This is a genomic window from Streptomyces sp. CB02959 (genome assembly GCF_002803155.1).
Taxonomy (GTDB): domain Bacteria; phylum Actinomycetota; class Actinomycetes; order Streptomycetales; family Streptomycetaceae; genus Streptomyces.
This window is the reverse complement of the sequence record NZ_NNBP01000001.1, coordinates 89971-106748: the sequence shown is the minus strand read 5'-3', so window position 1 is coordinate 106748 and position 16778 is coordinate 89971. Positions and strand designations below refer to the sequence as shown.

Genomic DNA, 16778 nt, shown 5'->3' with positions numbered 1-16778 from the left:
CTCGTCCACCCTGTGGAGAGCCGAGGCGAACGATGAACACCATCTACGAATGGGGCTTTGTCACGCACGGAGCGGGGCGCGAACCGGAGCCCTGGCCGGAGCACGGACCGGAGCCGGGATCCGAAGCGGAAGCCGGGACGGACCCGGGATCGGGAGAGGGGGTGAATCCGAGCACGGCATCGGGGGCGGAGCCCCGTGGCCACTGCCCTACCCACCGCGCCTTCACGGGGCCTCGCCGTCCCACCGGCACACCAACCACAACGTCCACCCCAGCCCGAAAACGCCCCGCCGCCCACCGGGCACACGCAGCGCACCCGGCACACGACACCTACGAACCGCAACGAGCAGCCCGCGCTGCACTCACCCGCATCCTCGAACCCGGCGACGAAACCGCCGGCCGTTGGCTACGTCAGATGGGCCCGGTGGCCCTCTGGCACGCACTGTCCCAAGACGATGCACCCCCGCCCGTCGGCGCCAGCCCGACCAAGATCGCGGGACTCCGGCTGCGCGCCGCGCGGGCCCGCCCCGCCGCCGACCTCGCCGCAGTGACCGCGCTCGGCGGCCGCTTCCTCTGCCCGGGCGACGACGAATGGCCCGGCCAACTGGACGACCTCGGCGACGCCCGCCCCATCGGCCTGTGGGTACGCGGCCGGGCCAACCTACGGATCTGGGCCCTGCGCTCAGTGGCTGTTGTCGGAGCACGCGCCTGCACCGACTACGGCGCCCACCTCGCCACCACCCTCGGCGCCGGACTCGCCGACCGCGGCTGGACCATCGTCTCCGGAGCCGCGTACGGCATCGACGGCGCAGCCCACCGCGGTGCACTCGCCGCGGACGGCCCCACCATCGCCGTACTCGCCTCCGGAGTCGACCACTCCTACCCGCGCGGACACACCGAGTTGATCGACCGCATCGCCGAACAGGGGCTGGTGGTGGCTGAGTTGCCGCCGGGTGATCATCCCACCCGCAGCCGGTTCGTCCAGCGCAACCGCGTCATCGCCGCCCTCACCCGCGGCACGGTGGTCGTGGAAGCCGAACTCCGCAGCGGTTCACTGGTCACCGCACGGCGCGCGCTGGCCCTCGGGCGCTACACGATGGGCATGCCAGGTCCGGTCACCAGCGGACTGTCCGCCGGAGTGCACCAACTCCTGCGCGGCGAGGCGACGGTGGTCACCGACGCCGACGAGGTCATCGAACTCGTCGGCAGCATCGGCGACCTCGCCCCCGAGCGTCGCGGCCCGACCCTCGCCCGCGACCTGCTGGACCCCGTCGCCCGCCGCGTACTCGAAGCGCTCCCCGCACGCGGCGGCGCGGATCCCGACCACCTGGCCCGGGAGTCGGGCACACCCCGCGATCTCACCCGCGGCAAGCTCTTTGAGCTCCAGGCCCTCGGATTCGTTCAAAGGTGCGGTGCGCGCTGGGAGTTGGTGCGACGGGTCAACTCGACCGGAGGTTCCCGGCGAGGCGGTACTTGACCTGGCGCGAACGGGTGAAAGGGTGAGGGGAATGACCGCAGAATCCAGATTTGCCGTGCTTCGGTGCGTGCGGCCGGCCTGTTGGGCGTCGACGACGCGGCCCAGCGCACGCGCGGGTTCCCGCCCGCCACGACACCACGACCGCCCGCGCCGCCCTCCAGGAATGCGGCGCCGGCGAACGCGTCTCCGGCACTCCTTCCGAGTGCCGTCGTGTCGCGCGAAGTAACCCTGGGGTGCGGGCAGCGGAACGTATCTGCGCACACCCAACCTGCCTTCCTCGCACACCGCGACGCCGCGGTCACGCTACGCTCACGACAGTTCAAGCCTCACACACCCACCCACCCCCGTCTCGGCAGAACGGCTCAAGGCGACGAATGCCCCAGCACACCTCCGGGTCTGACCGCGCGGCCGTACCACCCGCCGCGCGCGGCAGCGTGCGCCCCGCCCCGCCCACCTCGGTCGACGAGCTGTGGCGCTCCTACAAGGCGTCAGGTGACGGACGCCTGCGGGAACAGCTGATCCTGCACTACTCGCCGCTGGTCAAATACGTCGCCGGCCGTGTCAGCGTCGGACTGCCGCCCAACGTCGAGCAGGCCGACTTCGTCTCCTCCGGCGTCTTCGGACTCATCGACGCCATCGAGAAGTTCGAGCCCGAACGCTCCATCAAGTTCGAGACGTACGCCATCACCCGCATCCGCGGCGCAATGATCGACGAACTGCGCGCCCTGGACTGGATCCCCCGATCCGTACGGCAGAAGGCCCGGGCCGTGGAACGCGCCTACGCCACCCTCGAAGCGCAGCTGCGCCGCACGCCGACCGAGGCGGAGGTCGCCGGCGAGATGGGCATCCCACTGGAGGAGCTCCACGGCGTCTTCAGCCAGCTGTCCCTGGCGAACGTCGTGGCGCTGGAAGAACTCCTCCACGTCAGTGGCGAGGGCGGTGAACGCCTCAGCCTGATGGACACCCTGGAGGACACCGCCGCCGAGAACCCCGTCGAGATCGCCGAGGACCGCGAACTGCGGCGGCTGCTGGCACGCGCCATCAACACCCTGCCCGACCGCGAGAAGACCGTGGTCACCCTCTACTACTACGAGGGCCTCACCCTCGCCGAGATCGGCAATGTGCTCGGCGTGACCGAGAGCAGGGTCAGCCAGATCCACACCAAGTCCGTACTCCAGCTCCGCGCGAAACTGGCGGACGTGGGGCGCTGAGAGCCGGGGCCTGTGTGGCGCAGAGTTGGCCGGCGGTGGACGGGAGAGGTGCCGGGCCACGCGAGGGGTGATCGGGTTCCCGGGTCGCCGGGTTCCTGGATCGCCAGGTTCGCGGACGGTCGGGCCACCGGACCGGTGTGGGCCCTCAGGCTGATGGCGGCCGATTGGCCCGTGGCCCGTGGGCGGGAGAGATGGGGTGGTGGGGCGCAGGGGGGACCGCTGGTTGCCTGCCTATGCGGTCGGTTGCGGCCCGAGGCCGGCAGGTCAACCGGGCGCCGGCGGGCGCATCGGCGCCGATTCGTGTCGCGATGCGGCGTGCCACGGCGATGAGGCCATCCGTAGAGTGGTGGCGTGCCCAGGATTCGAGCGGCCTCGGTGGCCGAGCACCGGACGATGCAGCGCGGCGCCCTCTTGGACGCCGCCCGTACCTTGCTGTCCGAAGGCGGAACGGAGGCGCTGACCTTCCCTGCCCTCGCCGAACGGACGGGGCTTGCGCGTTCGTCCGTATACGAGTACTTCCGCTCCCGGGCGGCCGTCGTCGAAGAATTGTGCGTCGTCGACTTCCCCGTATGGGCCGCGGAGGTCGAGGCCGCCATGGACGGCGCCGAGTCGCCCGAGGCGAAGGTCGAAGCCTATGTGCGCCGGCAGCTGGCACTGGTCGGCGACCGCCGCCACCGCGCGGTCGTCGCGATCTCCGCCGGGGAACTGGACGCCGGCGCCCGGGAGAAGATCCGCGCCGCGCACGGCGGACTGATCGCCATGATCGTGGAGGCGTTGGCCGCCCTCGGCCACACCCAGCCCCGCCTCGCCGCGATGTTGCTCCAGGGGGTCGTGGACGCCGCGGTACGACGCATCGAACTCGGCGCCGCCGAAAACCCGGACGACATCACCGAGGCAGCAGTGGCGATGGCCCTCAACGGGGTGCGTGGCTGATCCGGTAGGGGGTCGGCCGAACCGGCCGTACTCGGTCACGTCGTTTGTGTAGGCATCGCCTCCCCCTCACACGTGTGCCGTTCTTCGTGGTTGCCGCCGCGCCATCTGCGGCCCAGCTGTCTCTTCCGGCTCGCAGCCCATGGGCCAGAGCTACGCCGCCTGGCTGTGCTCGGCTCCCCTGCCCCTTGGCGGAGGCGTCCGAATGCCCACAGTGCGGTGCTGGTGAGTGCTACCGCACCGAGCAGGGTTGTGGCCGTGGTGCCTGTCGATGCGTCCTTCGCTGTGTGAGTCGTTGGCACTGGTTGCTCGCGATGTGGACGGTCTGGTCCAAGTTCCGGGATTGGTGTCGTCTCGGGGATGCCGAATACCGGGAGCAGTCGTGAGTGGCCGATGCGGAGTGCGGTCGGCGGCAGCAGTGACAGGGGGTTCAGGTACGTCGTGCCGCGCCGCAGGCCCCAGTGGAGGCACGGGGCGCGGCAGTGATACGGCCCGTGCTCCAGTACGCCGACGGGTTGGCCGGCGGTGATGTGCTGGCCTTTGTGAGAGGTGGCGCGGACTGGTTCGTATGTCGTGCGTGAGGGCGGATGGCCCGAGTGGGCCACTTCGATAGTGAGGACGCCACGGCCGGCGACGGTGCCGGTGAACGTGACCTGTCCGGGGGTGGCGGCTTTGACGACGGAGCCGTCGGTCGCTGCGAGGTCTACGCCCCGGTGCCCCGCAGCCCAGGGTGCCGGCGGGGGTTCCCAACCGCGCAACACCGCGGGCCGTGTCCCGCCAGGGCCGTCGACGGGCCAGGTGCCCTCCGGTGCCGGAGTTGCTGCGCCGGTGGCCCGTGCCGCCCCGCCGTATGGGGATGAAGCCTCGGCGGGGCTTGCCGCGCCGATCACTCCCACTGTCGGCACGGTGGACAGGGCGCACACGGCGAGCAGGGCGAACGCGGGGAGTGGATGCCGCTTTCCTCGGCGGTCCCGCGCTACGGAAGGTGCCCGCTCCGGGACCGTCCGATTCGGTGTCGTTCGGTCCGTCGGGCTTGCCGGTGGTCCGTGGCGTCGGCCCAGGGGGTGTCGCGGACCTGCGCGCTGCACGTAGGGACGTCGGGTGACCGGTGCGGTCCGGTGGCCTTGCCGCATGTACTGCTGCCGCGTCGGGGCGGAACCTCGCGGGCCGATGGGGTGCTGTCGTGGGGACGGAGAGGGTGTGGGGAGGGGGTGCCGGGATCGCCGCTCGGTGCGGCCGGTGAGTCGTCGCATGTATTGACCATGGCGGATGCGGAACAGGGGCGGGGATCTTGGTCAAAAGCTGTGGATGACGGGCCGCTTGTGGATAACGGCGTCACCCGGCAGGGGCGCGAAATGGTGCGTGTCGCCCGGTGCATCGCCCGTCCCGTACACTTCTGATGGCGATCCGGGTCACCGGGTCGACTTCGCACGCCCCGCCACCAGTGCATCAGTCCCGTTCGGGCAGCACGTCGGCCGCGCTCTCGGTCCTCGGAAGGTTCCACCCGGTTCCTCCCCTGGCAGGCGCGTCGGGGCGTCAGGCACTGCGGCCGGCCGGTCGTAGTGGAACCGAGAAACAAGGAGTACGGCCATGGCCGTCGTTACGATGCGGGAGCTGCTTGAGAGCGGCGTCCACTTCGGGCACCAGACCCGCCGCTGGAACCCGAAGATGAAGCGCTTCATCTTCACCGAGCGCAACGGCATCTACATCATCGACCTGCTCCAGTCGCTGTCGTACATCGACCGCGCCTACGAGTTCGTCAAGGAGACCGTCGCCCACGGCGGCTCGGTGATGTTCGTCGGTACGAAGAAGCAGGCCCAGGAGGCCATTGCCGAGCAGGCGACCCGCGTGGGCATGCCCTACGTGAACCAGCGCTGGCTCGGCGGCATGCTGACCAACTTCTCGACCGTCTACAAGCGTCTGCAGCGCCTCAAGGAGCTCGAGCAGATCGACTTCGAGGACGTGGCCGCCTCCGGCCTCACCAAGAAGGAGCTCCTGGTCCTCTCCCGCGAGAAGGCCAAGCTGGAGAAGACCCTCGGTGGTATCCGCGAGATGCAGAAGGTGCCCAGCGCCGTCTGGATCGTGGACACCAAGAAGGAGCACATCGCCGTCGGTGAGGCGCGCAAGCTCAACATCCCGGTTGTCGCGATCCTCGACACCAACTGCGACCCGGACGAGGTCGACTACAAGATCCCGGGTAACGACGACGCGATCCGCTCCGTCACCCTGCTCACCCGCGTCATCGCCGACGCCGTCGCCGAGGGCCTGATCGCCCGTTCCGGTGCCGCCACCGGCGACCAGAAGCCGGGCGAGAAGGCCGGTGAGCCGCTGGCCGAGTGGGAGCGCGACCTGCTCGAGGGCGACAAGAAGTCCGACGACGAGGCCGCCAAGGCCGAGGCTCCGGCCGCCGAGGCCGAGAAGCCGGCTGCCGAGGCCGAGGCTCCGGCCGCTGAGGCCGAGAAGCCGGCCGAGCAGGGCTGACCTCTCAAGACCGGTTGATGACGGCGGGGGAGAGTGCCACAAGCGCCTCCCCCGCCGTCCACCCGTAGATCTTTCGACTTCCGCGATTCCGAGAAGAGATTCACAGACCATGGCGAACTACACCGCCGCTGACGTCAAGAAGCTCCGCGAGCTCACCGGCGCCGGCATGATGGACTGCAAGAAGGCCCTGGAAGAGGCCGAGGGCCACGTCGACAAGGCCGTCGAGGTCCTGCGCGTCAAGGGTCAGAAGGGCGTCGCCAAGCGCGAGGGCCGCTCCGCCGAGAACGGCGCTGTGGTCTCCCTGATCGCCGACGACAACACCTCCGGCATCATCCTCGAGCTGAAGTGCGAGACGGACTTCGTCGCCAAGGGCGAGAAGTTCCAGTCCGTCGCCAACGCCCTGGCCGCGCACGTCGCCAAGACCAGCCCCGCCGACATCGAGGCCCTGCTCGCCTCCGAGATCGAGGCCGGCAAGACCGTCCAGGCGTTCGTCGACGAGGCCAACGCGAACCTCGGCGAGAAGATCGTCCTGGACCGCTTCGCGCAGTTCTCCGGCGGTTACGTGACGGCGTACATGCACCGCACCATGCCTGACCTGCCGCCGCAGATCGGTGTCCTCGTCGAGCTCGACAAGGAGAACGCCGAGATCGCCAAGGGCATTGCGCAGCACATCGCCGCGTTCGCCCCGAAGTTCCTCTCCAAGGAGGACGTCCCGGCCGAGGTCGTCGAGGCCGAGCGTCGCGTCGCCGAGGAGACCACCCGCGCCGAGGGCAAGCCCGAGGCCGCACTGCCGAAGATCGTCGAGGGTCGCCTCAACGGCTTCTTCAAGGACGCGACGCTGCTCGGTCAGCCGTACGCGCTCGACAACAAGAAGTCCGTCGAGAAGGTCCTCCAGGAGGCCGGTGTCACCCTGAAGCGCTTCTCGCGCATCAAGGTCGGCATCTGAGCCTGCCGCGAAGGCAGCGAATGACTTACGGCCCCGCTAGGGTCGTACGCAGTCGGCCGCTCATCGGTCGGCCGCAGATGTGACGAGGAGGCCATTGCCGGACAGGGATCTGAACCAGACCCACGGCAATGGCCTTCTTCGTATGTGCACGAGGAGAGCTCAATGAATCACGGTGCCGACGGCGCGGACACACACAAAGCCGGGAACGGCGGTAGGCGGCGCTTCCTTCTGAAGCTGTCGGGCGAGGCGTTCGCCGGCGGCGGAGGACTGGGTGTCGACCCCGATGTCGTGCACGCCATCGCCCGCGAAATCGCCGCGGTGGTCCGTGACGGCTATGAGATCGCCATCGTGATCGGCGGCGGCAACTTCTTCCGCGGTGCCGAACTGCAGCAGCGCGGTATGGACCGGGCCCGCTCCGACTACATGGGCATGCTCGGTACGGTCATGAACTGCCTGGCCCTCCAGGACTTCCTGGAGAAGGAGGGCATCGACTCCCGCGTCCAGACGGCGATCACCATGGGCCAGGTCGCGGAGCCGTACATCCCGCTGCGCGCGGTGCGCCACCTGGAGAAGGGCCGGGTCGTCATCTTCGGCGCCGGCATGGGCATGCCGTACTTCTCCACCGACACCACCGCCGCCCAGCGCGCCCTGGAGATCGACGCCGAGGCCATGCTGATGGGCAAGAACGGTGTGGACGGGGTCTACGACTCCGACCCCAAGCAGAACCCTGACGCGGTCAAGTTCGACGCCCTCGAATACGGCGAGGTCATCACCCGCGACCTGAAGGTCGCCGATGCCACCGCCGTCACGCTGTGCCGGGACAACAAGCTCCCGATCCTCGTGTTCGAACTGCTCGCCGAGGGGAACATCGCGCGTGCGGTGAAGGGTGAGAAGATCGGCACGCTCGTCAGCGATCAGAACACCCGGGCCTGACGGCCTCAACTGCCGTGATTCCGTACGGGCGTCGGCCCGTGCGGGCGGCAACCCCCGGTCGTGGGAAGACCTCGGTACGGGGATGGACAACCGCCTGCCGGTCGGACACCGTGCAGGAGAAGACGCGCGGCAGGGGCGAGGCTCTGCTTCTTACCGAAAAGACCAGGAGCAAGTGGTGATCGAAGAGATCCTCCTCGAGGCCGAGGAGAAGATGGAGAAGGCCGTCGTGGTCGCCAAGGAGGACTTCGCCGCGATCCGCACCGGGCGTGCGCACCCGGCGATGTTCAACAAGATCGTGGCGGACTACTACGGTGCCATGACGCCCATCAACCAGCTGGCGTCGTTCTCGGTTCCGGAGCCGCGGATGGCCGTGGTCACGCCGTTCGACAAGAGCGCGCTGCGCAACATCGAGCAGGCGATCCGTGACTCGGACCTCGGCGTCAACCCGAGCAACGACGGCAACATCATCCGTGTGACGTTCCCCGAGCTCACCGAGGAGCGCCGTCGCGAGTTCATCAAGGTCGCCAAGAACAAGGCCGAGGACTCGAAGATCTCGATCCGCAGCGTGCGGCGCAAGGCCAAGGAAACGCTCGACAAGCTCGTCAAGGACAAGGAGTCGGGCGAGGACGAGGTGCGTCGCGCCGAGAAGGAGCTCGACGACATCACCGCGAAGTACGTCGCGCAGGTGGACGAGCTCCTCAAGCACAAGGAATCCGAGCTCCTAGAGGTCTGATGAACGAGTCATCCTGGGGGACCCCGCCCGGCGCCGGCCAGTGGGGACCGCCCGACCACGGACCGGCCGCCTCGCTGCGCGGGGCGGCGCCCCCCGTCCCGGCGGGTCCCCTGCACGACGTGGGCGGCGCGGCGCAGACTCGGCCCATGCCCATCGTGCCCGAGCCGGGCGGACACCAGGACGACCATCGGGACATCCGGGATAGCTCGGACAACCGGGGGGCTGCTCGCCTGAGCGGCCCCCTGTTCCGCGACGACAGGCCGCAGGAGCCCATGCCCACCTCGCCCCCCGGGTCCGACAGCGGCCCAGTGAAACCCCAGAAGAAGAGCGCGGGGCGCAATCTGCGCGCCGCCATAGGGGTCGGCGTCGGACTCGGCGCGGTCATCCTCGCTTCGCTCTTCGTCTACAAGCCGGTGTTCATCGGCGTCATAGCGATCGCCGTCGTCGTGGGCCTGTGGGAACTGACCTCGCGGCTGGCGGAGCGCAAGGACATCCGGGTGCCGCTGGTCCCGCTCGCGATCGGCGGCACCGCCATGGTGGTCGCCGGATACGTGCGCGGCGCCGAGGGCGCGTGGGTGGCGATGGCGCTCAGCACGCTCGCCGTCCTCGTCTGGCGGATGACCGAGGCGCCCCAGAACTACCTCCGGGACGTCACCGCAGCGGTCTTCGCGGCCTTCTACGTCCCGTTCCTGGCGACCTTCGTGGCCCTGATGCTGGCGGCCGCGGACGACGGGCCGGAGCGGGTGCTGACCTTCCTGCTGCTGACAGTCGTCAGCGACACCGGGGCCTACGCGGTCGGCTGGCGCTTCGGGAAGAAGAAGCTCGCGCCGCGGATCAGCCCCGGCAAGACCCGTGAGGGGCTCGTCGGCGCGGTGCTCTTCGCGATGGTGGCGGGTGCGCTGTGCATGCAGTTCCTGATCAAGGACGCCGCCTGGTGGCAGGGCCTGCTGCTCGGCCTCGCGGTCGCGGTCAGCGCCACCCTCGGCGACCTCGGCGAATCCATGATCAAGCGGGATCTGGGCATCAAGGACATGGGCACCCTGCTGCCCGGTCACGGCGGCATCATGGACCGGCTGGACTCCCTGCTGCCGACCGCCCCCGTGGTCTGGCTGCTGTTCGTGATCTTCGTGGGATCGGGCTGAGCGCCGCCGGTTACCCTTGGAGGGCGCGCCGCTCGTTCGCGGCGCGCCCTTTCCGCCTCCGCGACCGCGGGGGTGATCCGTGAGGTCTCCCGGTTCCGGCTCTGCCCGGTCCCCGGTTCCGCGTCGGCAGAAGCCGCCCGGCCTCGTCGCACAGAGGAGTTTCCGCCCATGGCACGCCCGGCCCCGGGAGAATTGACGTTTGTCGCCCCCCGAGGCGCCAAGAAGCCCCCTCGGCACCTCGCCGACCTCAGCCCGGCGGAGCGCCGCGAGGCGGTGGCCGCGATCGGCGAGAAGCCGTTCCGCGCCAAGCAGCTGTCGCAGCACTACTTCGCCCGCTACGCGCACGACCCCGCGGAGTGGACCGACATCCCCGCGGCGGCGCGCGAGAAGCTGGCGGCGGAGCTGCTCCCGGACCTGATGTCGGTGGTGCGGCACATCTCGTGCGACGACGACACCACCCGCAAGACCCTGTGGCGGTTGCACGACGGCACCCTCGTCGAGTCCGTCCTGATGCGCTACCCGGACCGGGTCACCATGTGCATCTCCTCACAGGCCGGCTGCGGTATGAACTGCCCGTTCTGCGCCACCGGCCAGGCCGGCCTCGACCGGAACCTCTCCACCGCCGAGATCGTGCACCAGATCGTCGACGGGATGCGCGCGCTGCGCGACGGCGACGTGCCCGGTGGGCCGGCGCGACTGTCCAACATCGTCTTCATGGGCATGGGCGAGCCGCTCGCCAACTACAAGCGGGTGGTCGGCGCCATCCGGCGGCTGACCGACCCCGAGCCGGACGGGCTGGGCCTCTCCCAGCGCGGCATCACCGTCTCCACGGTCGGGCTGGTCCCGGCGATGCTGCGGTTCGCCGACGAGGGCTTCAAGTGCCGGCTCGCGGTGTCGCTGCACGCGCCCGACGACGAGCTGCGGGACACCCTCGTGCCGGTCAACACCCGCTGGAAGGTCCGCGAGGTGCTGGACGCGGCGTGGGAGTACGCCGAGAAGTCCGGTCGCCGGGTCTCGATCGAGTACGCCTTGATCCGCGACATCAACGACCAGGGATGGCGCGGTGACCTGCTGGGACGGCTGCTCAAGGGCAAGCGGGTGCACGTCAACCTCATTCCGCTCAATCCGACGCCGGGCTCGAAGTGGACCGCCTCGCGGCCCGAGGACGAGCTGGCGTTCGTGCGGGCCATCGAGGCACACGGCGTGCCCGTGACCGTTCGGGACACCCGGGGCCAGGAGATCGACGGCGCCTGCGGTCAGCTCGCTGCCTCGGAGCGCTGAGCCACCCGCTGGTACGGTGTCGTCGAACAAATGCACATTCCGACAGGGGAGCGCCACAGCGCTGAGAGTGCGGACACGTCGTAGACCTACGGCGCCCGCAGACCCTTGAACCTCGCCCGGGTCATTCCGGGTAGGAAGTTCGGTCGTCACTCATGCTGTTGCGCCCCGCCCACCGTCCGTTGCCGAACGTCACCGACGTCGAACGCAACGGACACCGGGCGGGGCCGCGTCTCTTCCTGGCCAGCCAGGAGGAATCAGTGAGCACCACCAGCAGGATCACCGCGGCGGCGCTCGCCGCCGCGGCCGGGATGACCGCACTCGCCGGGTGCGGCAGCTCGGGCACCGGCAGCAGCAGCGCGGACGCCAAGACCGTCACGCTTGTCAGCCATGACTCGTTCAACGCCTCCAAGTCCGTGCTGGCCGCCTTCGAGAAGGAGAGCGGCTACAAGGTCAAGGTGCTCAGGGGCGGGGACGCCGGCAAGGCCGTCAACCAGGCGATCCTGTCCAAGGACAACCCGCAGGGCGACGTCTTCTTCGGCATCGACAACACCCTGCTCTCGCGCGGCCTGAACGCCGGCATCTTCACCCCCTACCAGGCCAAGGGCCTGGACAGCGTCCCGGCCGACCTGCAGCTCGACAAGGACGCCCACCGGGTCACGCCCCTCGACTACGGCGACATCTGCGTCAACTACGACCGCGCCTACTTCACCCAGCACAAGCTCGCGCCGCCGCAGACCTTCGACGACCTGCTCAAGCCGCAGTACAAGGGGCTGCTTGTCACGGAGAACTCCGCCACCTCCTCTCCGGGGCTCGCCTTCCAGCTCGGCACCATCGCCACCCACGGGGAAGCCGGCTGGCCGGACTACTGGAAGAAGCTCCAGGCCAACGGCGTCGAGGTCGTCGACGGCTGGGAGCAGGCGTACAACGAGCGCTTCTCGGGCTCGGCGGCCGGCAAGGGCAAGGGGGACAAGCCGCTGGTGGTCTCCTACGCCTCCAGCCCGCCCGCCGAGGTGATGGGCAAGAACCCCGCCCCCAAGGAGGCCCCGACCGGCGTCGCGACCGGTACCTGCTTCCGGCAGATCGAGTTCGGCGGTCTGCTCAAGGGCGCCAAGAACGAGAAGGGCGGCAAGGCGCTGCTCGACTTCCTCCTGTCGAAGAAGTTCCAGGAGGACATGCCGCTGCAGATGTTCGTCAACCCGGCCCGTACGGACGCCAAGGAGCCGGAGCTGTTCACCCGCTACGGCGCCAAGATCGACAAGCCGGCGGCGCTCGCACCGGAGACGATCGCCAAGAACCGTGACCAGTGGATCAAGCAGTGGTCCTCGCTCGTTCTGAAGTAGCCCGCGGCCGCCGCAGGGGGTCCGCGCGGGGAACGGCGGTGCGGCTCGGTCTGATGGCCGTGCCGCTCGCCTTCTTCGCGGTGTTCTTCGCCTACCCGGTCGCCGTGATCGTCGGCCGGGGGCTGAAGGACGGCGGGCAGTGGCAGCTCGGCCGGTTCGGTGCGGTCCTCGGCGATCCTGACGTGCTGCACGTGCTGTGGTTCACCCTGTGGCAAGCCGCCGCCTCGACCGCGTTGACGCTGCTGGTCGCCCTGCCCGGCGCCTACGTCTTCGCGCGTTTCGACTTCCCCGGCAAGCAACTGCTGCGGGCGGTGGTGGCGGTGCCGTTCGTCCTGCCCACCGTCGTCGTCGGCGCCGCCTTCCTCGCGCTGGTCGGGCGGGGCGGAGTGCTCGACGACCTGTGGGGCGTACGGCTGGACACCTCGGTGTGGGCGATCCTGCTGGCGCACGTCTTCTTCAACTACGCCGTCGTCGTCCGGACCGTCGGCGGACTCTGGTCCCAGCTCGACCCGCGCCAGGAAGAGGCGGCCCGGGTCCTGGGAGCCGGACGGTTCGCGGCCTGGCGGAAGGTGACGCTGCCCGCGCTCGGCCCGGCCGTGGCCGCCGCGGCGCTGATGGTCTTCCTCTTCACCTTCACCTCCTTCGGGGTCGTGCAGATCCTGGGCGGGCCCACCTTCTCCACGCTGGAGGTGGAGATCTACCGGCAGACCGCCGACTTCCTGGACCTGCCCACCGCCGCCGTCCTGACGTTGATCCAGTTCGCGGCCGTACTGGGCCTGTTGGCGCTGCACGCCTGGACCGTGCGGCGCCGCGAATCCACCCTGCGGCTCGTCGACGCCTCCCGGACCGCCCGCCGCCCGCACGGCCCCGGCCAGTGGGCGCTGCTGTGGAGCACGCTCGCCCTGATCGCCGTGCTGCTCGTCCTGCCCCTGGCCGTCCTCGTCGAGCGGTCCTTCGCCGGGCCGGACGGCTACGGACTGGTCTTCTACGAGACGCTGCGCGACGCGGCGTCCGCCGACAGCACCTTCGCCGTCGCCCCCCTCGACGCCCTCTGGAACTCCCTCGCCTACGGCGCGGCGGCCACCGCGATCGCCCTCGTGGTCGGCAGCCTGGCGGCGGCCGCACTCACCCGCACGCGGCCCGAGACCGGACCGTCCGGGCGGACACCGGTGATCACCCGGCTCCTGCGCGGCTTCGACGGACTGCTGATGCTGCCGCTGGGGGTCTCCGCCGTGACCGTCGGCTTCGGTTTCCTGATCACTCTCGACAAGCCGCCGCTGGACCTGCGCGCCTCCTGGTGGCTGGTGCCCCTCGCGCAGGCCCTGGTGGGTGTGCCGTTCGTCGTCCGCACGATGCTGCCCGTGCTGCGGGCGGTGGACAGCCGACTGCGGGAGGCGGCGGCCGTCCTCGGTGCCTCGCCCTGGCAGGTCTGGCGCGAAGTGGACCTGCCGATGGTCCGTCGGGCGCTGCTCATCGCGGCGGGCTTCGCGTTCGCCGTATCGCTCGGCGAGTTCGGCGCGACCGTCTTCATCGCACGGCCGGACCAGCCGACCCTGCCGGTGGCCGTCACGCGGCTGCTGAGCCGCGCGGGGGAGTTCAACTACGGCCAGGCGATGGCTCTGTCGACCATGTTGATGGTGGTGTGCGCGGGCGCCCTGCTGGCCCTGGAACGCCTCCGCACCGACCACTCCGGGGAGTTCTAGATGACGGCACAGGCCGGAACCACGGCACCGGAAATGCTGCGACTGGACGACGTCACCGTCCGCTTCGGCGCACCCGGCGCGCACCCCGCCCTCGACGGGGTGGACCTGGACGTCGCCGCGCACGAGATCGTCTGCGTCCTCGGCCCCAGCGGCAGCGGAAAGTCCACTCTGCTGCGGGTGGTGGCCGGACTGCAGCACCCCGACGAGGGCGCGGTGCTGCTGGAGGGGCGCGACCAGGTGGGCGTGCCCACGCACCGGCGCGGCGTCGGGCTGATGTTCCAGGACCACCAGCTGTTCCCCCAGCGCGACGTCGCCGGAAACATCGCGTTCGGGCTCCGGATGCGGCGGTCTCCGCGTGCCGAGCAGGAACGCGCGGTCACCGAACTGCTGGACCTCGTCGGGCTGCCGGGCGCCGGGCGGAGGGCCGTGGCGTCACTGTCCGGCGGCGAGCAGCAGCGCGTCGCGCTGGCCCGTGCGCTCGCCCCACGCCCGCGGCTGCTGATGCTGGACGAGCCCCTCGGGCAACTGGACCGGGGGCTGCGCGAGCGCCTCGTCGTCGAACTGCGGCGACTCTTCCGGGAGTTGGGGACGACGGTGCTCGCCGTCACCCACGACCAGGGGGAGGCGTTCGCGCTGGCCGACCGGGTCGTGGTGATGCGGGACGGCCGGATCGCGCAGAGCGGCACGCCGCTGGAGGTCTGGCAGCGGCCCGCCAACGCATTCGTCGCCCGCTTCCTCGGCTTCGACAACGTGGTCGAGGCGACCGTGCAGGGCGAGTCCGCCGCCACCCCGTGGGGCAAGGTGCCGGTGCCGGACGGCACTCCGGACGGTTCCTGCCGCCTGCTCGTCCGCCCGGCCGGTGTCCGGCTGACCTCCGCGAAGGAGGGCCTGCCCTGCACGGTCGCGGCCCGGACATTCCGCGGCACGCATGTCGCGTTGCTGCTCCAACCAGCCGGCGGGCCACAGGTGGAGGCGGCATGCCCACTCCGCGAGGCGCCGGAGACCGGGGACCGGGTGGGGATCTCCTTCGCCGCCGAGGACGTGGTGGTGCTGGACGACGCGGCGGGATAGCGGCGCGGCGTACCGGCGCCCGTCATGACCGCTCAGAACCGCTCATGACGGGGCGGGCCCACTAGGTGCGCGGGGGAGGGCCGGGACGATCAGTCCCGGCTCGTAGGCGAGGAGCACCGCGCGGTTGACCGATGCCACCGCGGGCGAGGCCGTGGCGCCGGCGCCACCCGCGGCATCAGCAGTGGCCCTCACACCACCGCGTTCCGTGGCCTCTCCGTAGGCGAGGCCCCAGTCTCACTGCCCTCATCCGGTCCAGCCGATCCGACCCCAGGCCCGGTGGCCGCCTCCCGATCCGCACCCGGTTCCGACTCCGGCTCGCCGAACCAGGCGACAGCGACGGCTCCGGCCACAGCGACCACGAAGCCGAGGATCGCCATCCAGGCGAAACCCGGACGAGAGGAGTCGCCCAGCCACAGCACTCCGAGGATGCCGGGCACCACGGTCTCGCCCACCACCAGCGCGGCCGTGGCGCCGTTCACCGAACCGATCTGCAGGGCGACGGTGTGCAGGTACATTCCGCCGATGCCCGCGACCAGGATCGCGTACAGCGCGGGATCGCCGAGAAGGGACGGCAGATGGAACGGGTCCACACCGTTCAGGACGCGTACGCCGACGCCGAGGGCGCCGAATCCCAGGCCGGACAGCAGGCCGGCGAGGATTGCGGCGCGTCCGCCGAGCAGCCGCACGATCAGGGTGCCGCCACCGATGAGCACAACCGAGGCGACCAGCAGCCACCAATGGGTGCCGATCGGCGTATGGCCGCTGCCCTCCGGACCGGCGGCGGTGGCCAGCAGTACCAGAGCCGAGCAGACGACACCGATGGATGCCCATTCCGGACGGGTGAGGCGAATGTTGAGGAGCTTGATACTCAGCACTGCCGTGATCACGAGGTTCGCGCTGATCACGGTCTGCGACAGGAACAGCGGCAGCATCCGCGCCGCGAGCGCGCCCAGTCCGAAGCCTATGAAGTCGAGCACCGTGCCGACCATGAACTGCCAGGTCACGGCGGCCTTGGCGGTCGACGAGAGGCTGGGGCCGCCGTGCTGGGTGACGCCGCTGCCGGATTCCTTCGCCGCCTCCTGGCGAGCGGACTTCCGCGATCCCACCGCCTGAAGGACCGAACCCGTGCCATAGCAGGCGGACGCCGCTATGGCCGTCAGAAGGCCGATGATCACCGAAAGCTCCGTTCGCGTGCCGCATTACCTGTTCATTACCTGGCATGGCAGACGCGCATTTCGGGATGTGAGTTGCCTCCGTGGGCAAAAAGATCTCTGGCGGTCAGGGCTCCGGGGGCCGCGTGTACTTGCGAGGTGGAGTCTCCTTCCTCCAGGCAGCCGCGGCAGACGAATTCCCCGGTGCCGTCCGTGTCGTCCGTAGCGGGGTGACGAGGTGGACGGGGCGGGTGGGGCGAGTCTGCGAACCGTCAGGTCAAGCTGCTGCTTGCGGTATCCGGCGGGGCCGCCGGTCGAGTCGACCCGGCCGAACTCCGTGAGCGATTCGATCGCGCGGTCGCCATTGTGGAGACGCCGGGG

General features: G+C 70.1%; 15 protein-coding genes and 1 riboswitch. Of the genes, 13 read left to right on the top strand and 2 right to left on the bottom strand.

Features of this window, described 5'->3' with window-relative positions:
* Positions 1-32 precede the first annotated feature (32 nt).
* The 3 genes from dprA to CG747_RS00430 all read left to right on the top strand — a co-directional run bounded on the left by dprA (position 33) and on the right by CG747_RS00430 (position 3619).
* Positions 33-1475, top strand: a complete 1443-nt coding sequence (gene dprA, locus CG747_RS00440) for a DNA-processing protein DprA (protein WP_374701722.1) — start codon at positions 33-35, stop codon at positions 1473-1475.
* A gap of 374 nt (positions 1476-1849) precedes the next feature.
* Entirely contained in the window at positions 1850-2686 is an 837-nt protein-coding gene (whiG, locus tag CG747_RS00435; protein WP_100599565.1) for an RNA polymerase sigma factor WhiG, read from the top strand.
* Positions 2687-3079: 393 nt separating this feature from the next.
* Positions 3080-3619, top strand: a complete 540-nt coding sequence (locus CG747_RS00430) for a TetR/AcrR family transcriptional regulator (protein ID WP_180985360.1) — start codon at positions 3080-3082, stop codon at positions 3617-3619.
* Between the two features lie 35 nt (positions 3620-3654).
* On the opposite strand, the gene CG747_RS00425 is transcribed toward CG747_RS00430, so the two are convergent.
* On the bottom strand, positions 3655-4749 hold the full coding sequence (locus CG747_RS00425) for a murein hydrolase activator EnvC (RefSeq protein WP_100599563.1): 1095 nt from the start codon (positions 4747-4749) through the stop codon (positions 3655-3657).
* Between the two features lie 457 nt (positions 4750-5206).
* Between CG747_RS00425 and rpsB the strand changes: the two genes are divergently transcribed.
* The 9 genes from rpsB (at position 5207) to CG747_RS00380 (ending at position 15246) form a co-directional block, all read left to right on the top strand.
* Positions 5207-6097: a 30S ribosomal protein S2 gene (gene rpsB / locus CG747_RS00420; protein ID WP_100599562.1), complete on the top strand. Its 891-nt coding sequence runs from the start codon at positions 5207-5209 to the stop codon at positions 6095-6097.
* A gap of 109 nt (positions 6098-6206) precedes the next feature.
* The gene (gene tsf, locus CG747_RS00415; protein ID WP_100599561.1) at positions 6207-7043 is read left to right on the top strand and encodes a translation elongation factor Ts; all 837 of its coding nucleotides are present in this window, start codon (positions 6207-6209) and stop codon (positions 7041-7043) included.
* A 162-nt stretch (positions 7044-7205) separates the two neighbouring features.
* The gene (pyrH, locus tag CG747_RS00410; protein WP_180985332.1) at positions 7206-7976 is read left to right on the top strand and encodes a UMP kinase; all 771 of its coding nucleotides are present in this window, start codon (positions 7206-7208) and stop codon (positions 7974-7976) included.
* Positions 7977-8151: 175 nt separating this feature from the next.
* Positions 8152-8709 (top strand): ribosome recycling factor, encoded by a 558-nt coding sequence (gene frr, locus CG747_RS00405; RefSeq protein WP_100599559.1) that lies wholly within the window; start codon positions 8152-8154, stop codon positions 8707-8709.
* The gene (locus CG747_RS00400) at positions 8709-9851 is read left to right on the top strand and encodes a phosphatidate cytidylyltransferase (protein ID WP_100599558.1); all 1143 of its coding nucleotides are present in this window, start codon (positions 8709-8711) and stop codon (positions 9849-9851) included. The genes frr and CG747_RS00400 overlap by 1 nt, the downstream gene beginning before the upstream one ends.
* A 168-nt stretch (positions 9852-10019) precedes the next feature.
* Positions 10020-11132, top strand: coding sequence for a 23S rRNA (adenine(2503)-C(2))-methyltransferase RlmN (gene rlmN / locus CG747_RS00395; RefSeq protein WP_100599557.1), 1113 nt, complete (start codon positions 10020-10022; stop codon positions 11130-11132).
* A 34-nt stretch (positions 11133-11166) separates the two neighbouring features.
* Positions 11167-11287, top strand: a riboswitch (TPP riboswitch).
* Between the two features lie 102 nt (positions 11288-11389).
* Positions 11390-12472 (top strand): thiamine ABC transporter substrate binding subunit, encoded by a 1083-nt coding sequence (locus tag CG747_RS00390; protein ID WP_100600038.1) that lies wholly within the window; start codon positions 11390-11392, stop codon positions 12470-12472.
* A complete protein-coding gene (locus CG747_RS00385; protein WP_180985359.1) occupies positions 12448-14175 on the top strand; it encodes an iron ABC transporter permease in 1728 nt (575 codons plus the stop codon). The genes CG747_RS00390 and CG747_RS00385 overlap by 25 nt, the downstream gene beginning before the upstream one ends.
* Positions 14176-15246: an ABC transporter ATP-binding protein gene (locus CG747_RS00380; protein ID WP_100599555.1), complete on the top strand. Its 1071-nt coding sequence runs from the start codon at positions 14176-14178 to the stop codon at positions 15244-15246. It abuts the gene before it with no gap.
* 188 nt (positions 15247-15434) lie between these two features.
* Here CG747_RS00380 and CG747_RS00375 read toward each other — a convergent pair whose 3' ends face one another.
* Positions 15435-16250 carry a hypothetical protein gene (locus CG747_RS00375; RefSeq protein ID WP_257980156.1) on the bottom strand — a complete coding sequence of 272 codons (816 nt, stop codon included), beginning with the start codon at positions 16248-16250 and terminating at the stop codon, positions 15435-15437.
* Between CG747_RS00375 and CG747_RS49060 the strand changes: the two genes are divergently transcribed.
* Positions 16234-16359 carry a hypothetical protein gene (locus CG747_RS49060; RefSeq protein ID WP_257980155.1) on the top strand — a complete coding sequence of 42 codons (126 nt, stop codon included), beginning with the start codon at positions 16234-16236 and terminating at the stop codon, positions 16357-16359. The two genes, CG747_RS00375 and CG747_RS49060, sit on opposite strands and share 17 nt — an antisense overlap.
* Positions 16360-16778 lie beyond the last annotated feature (419 nt).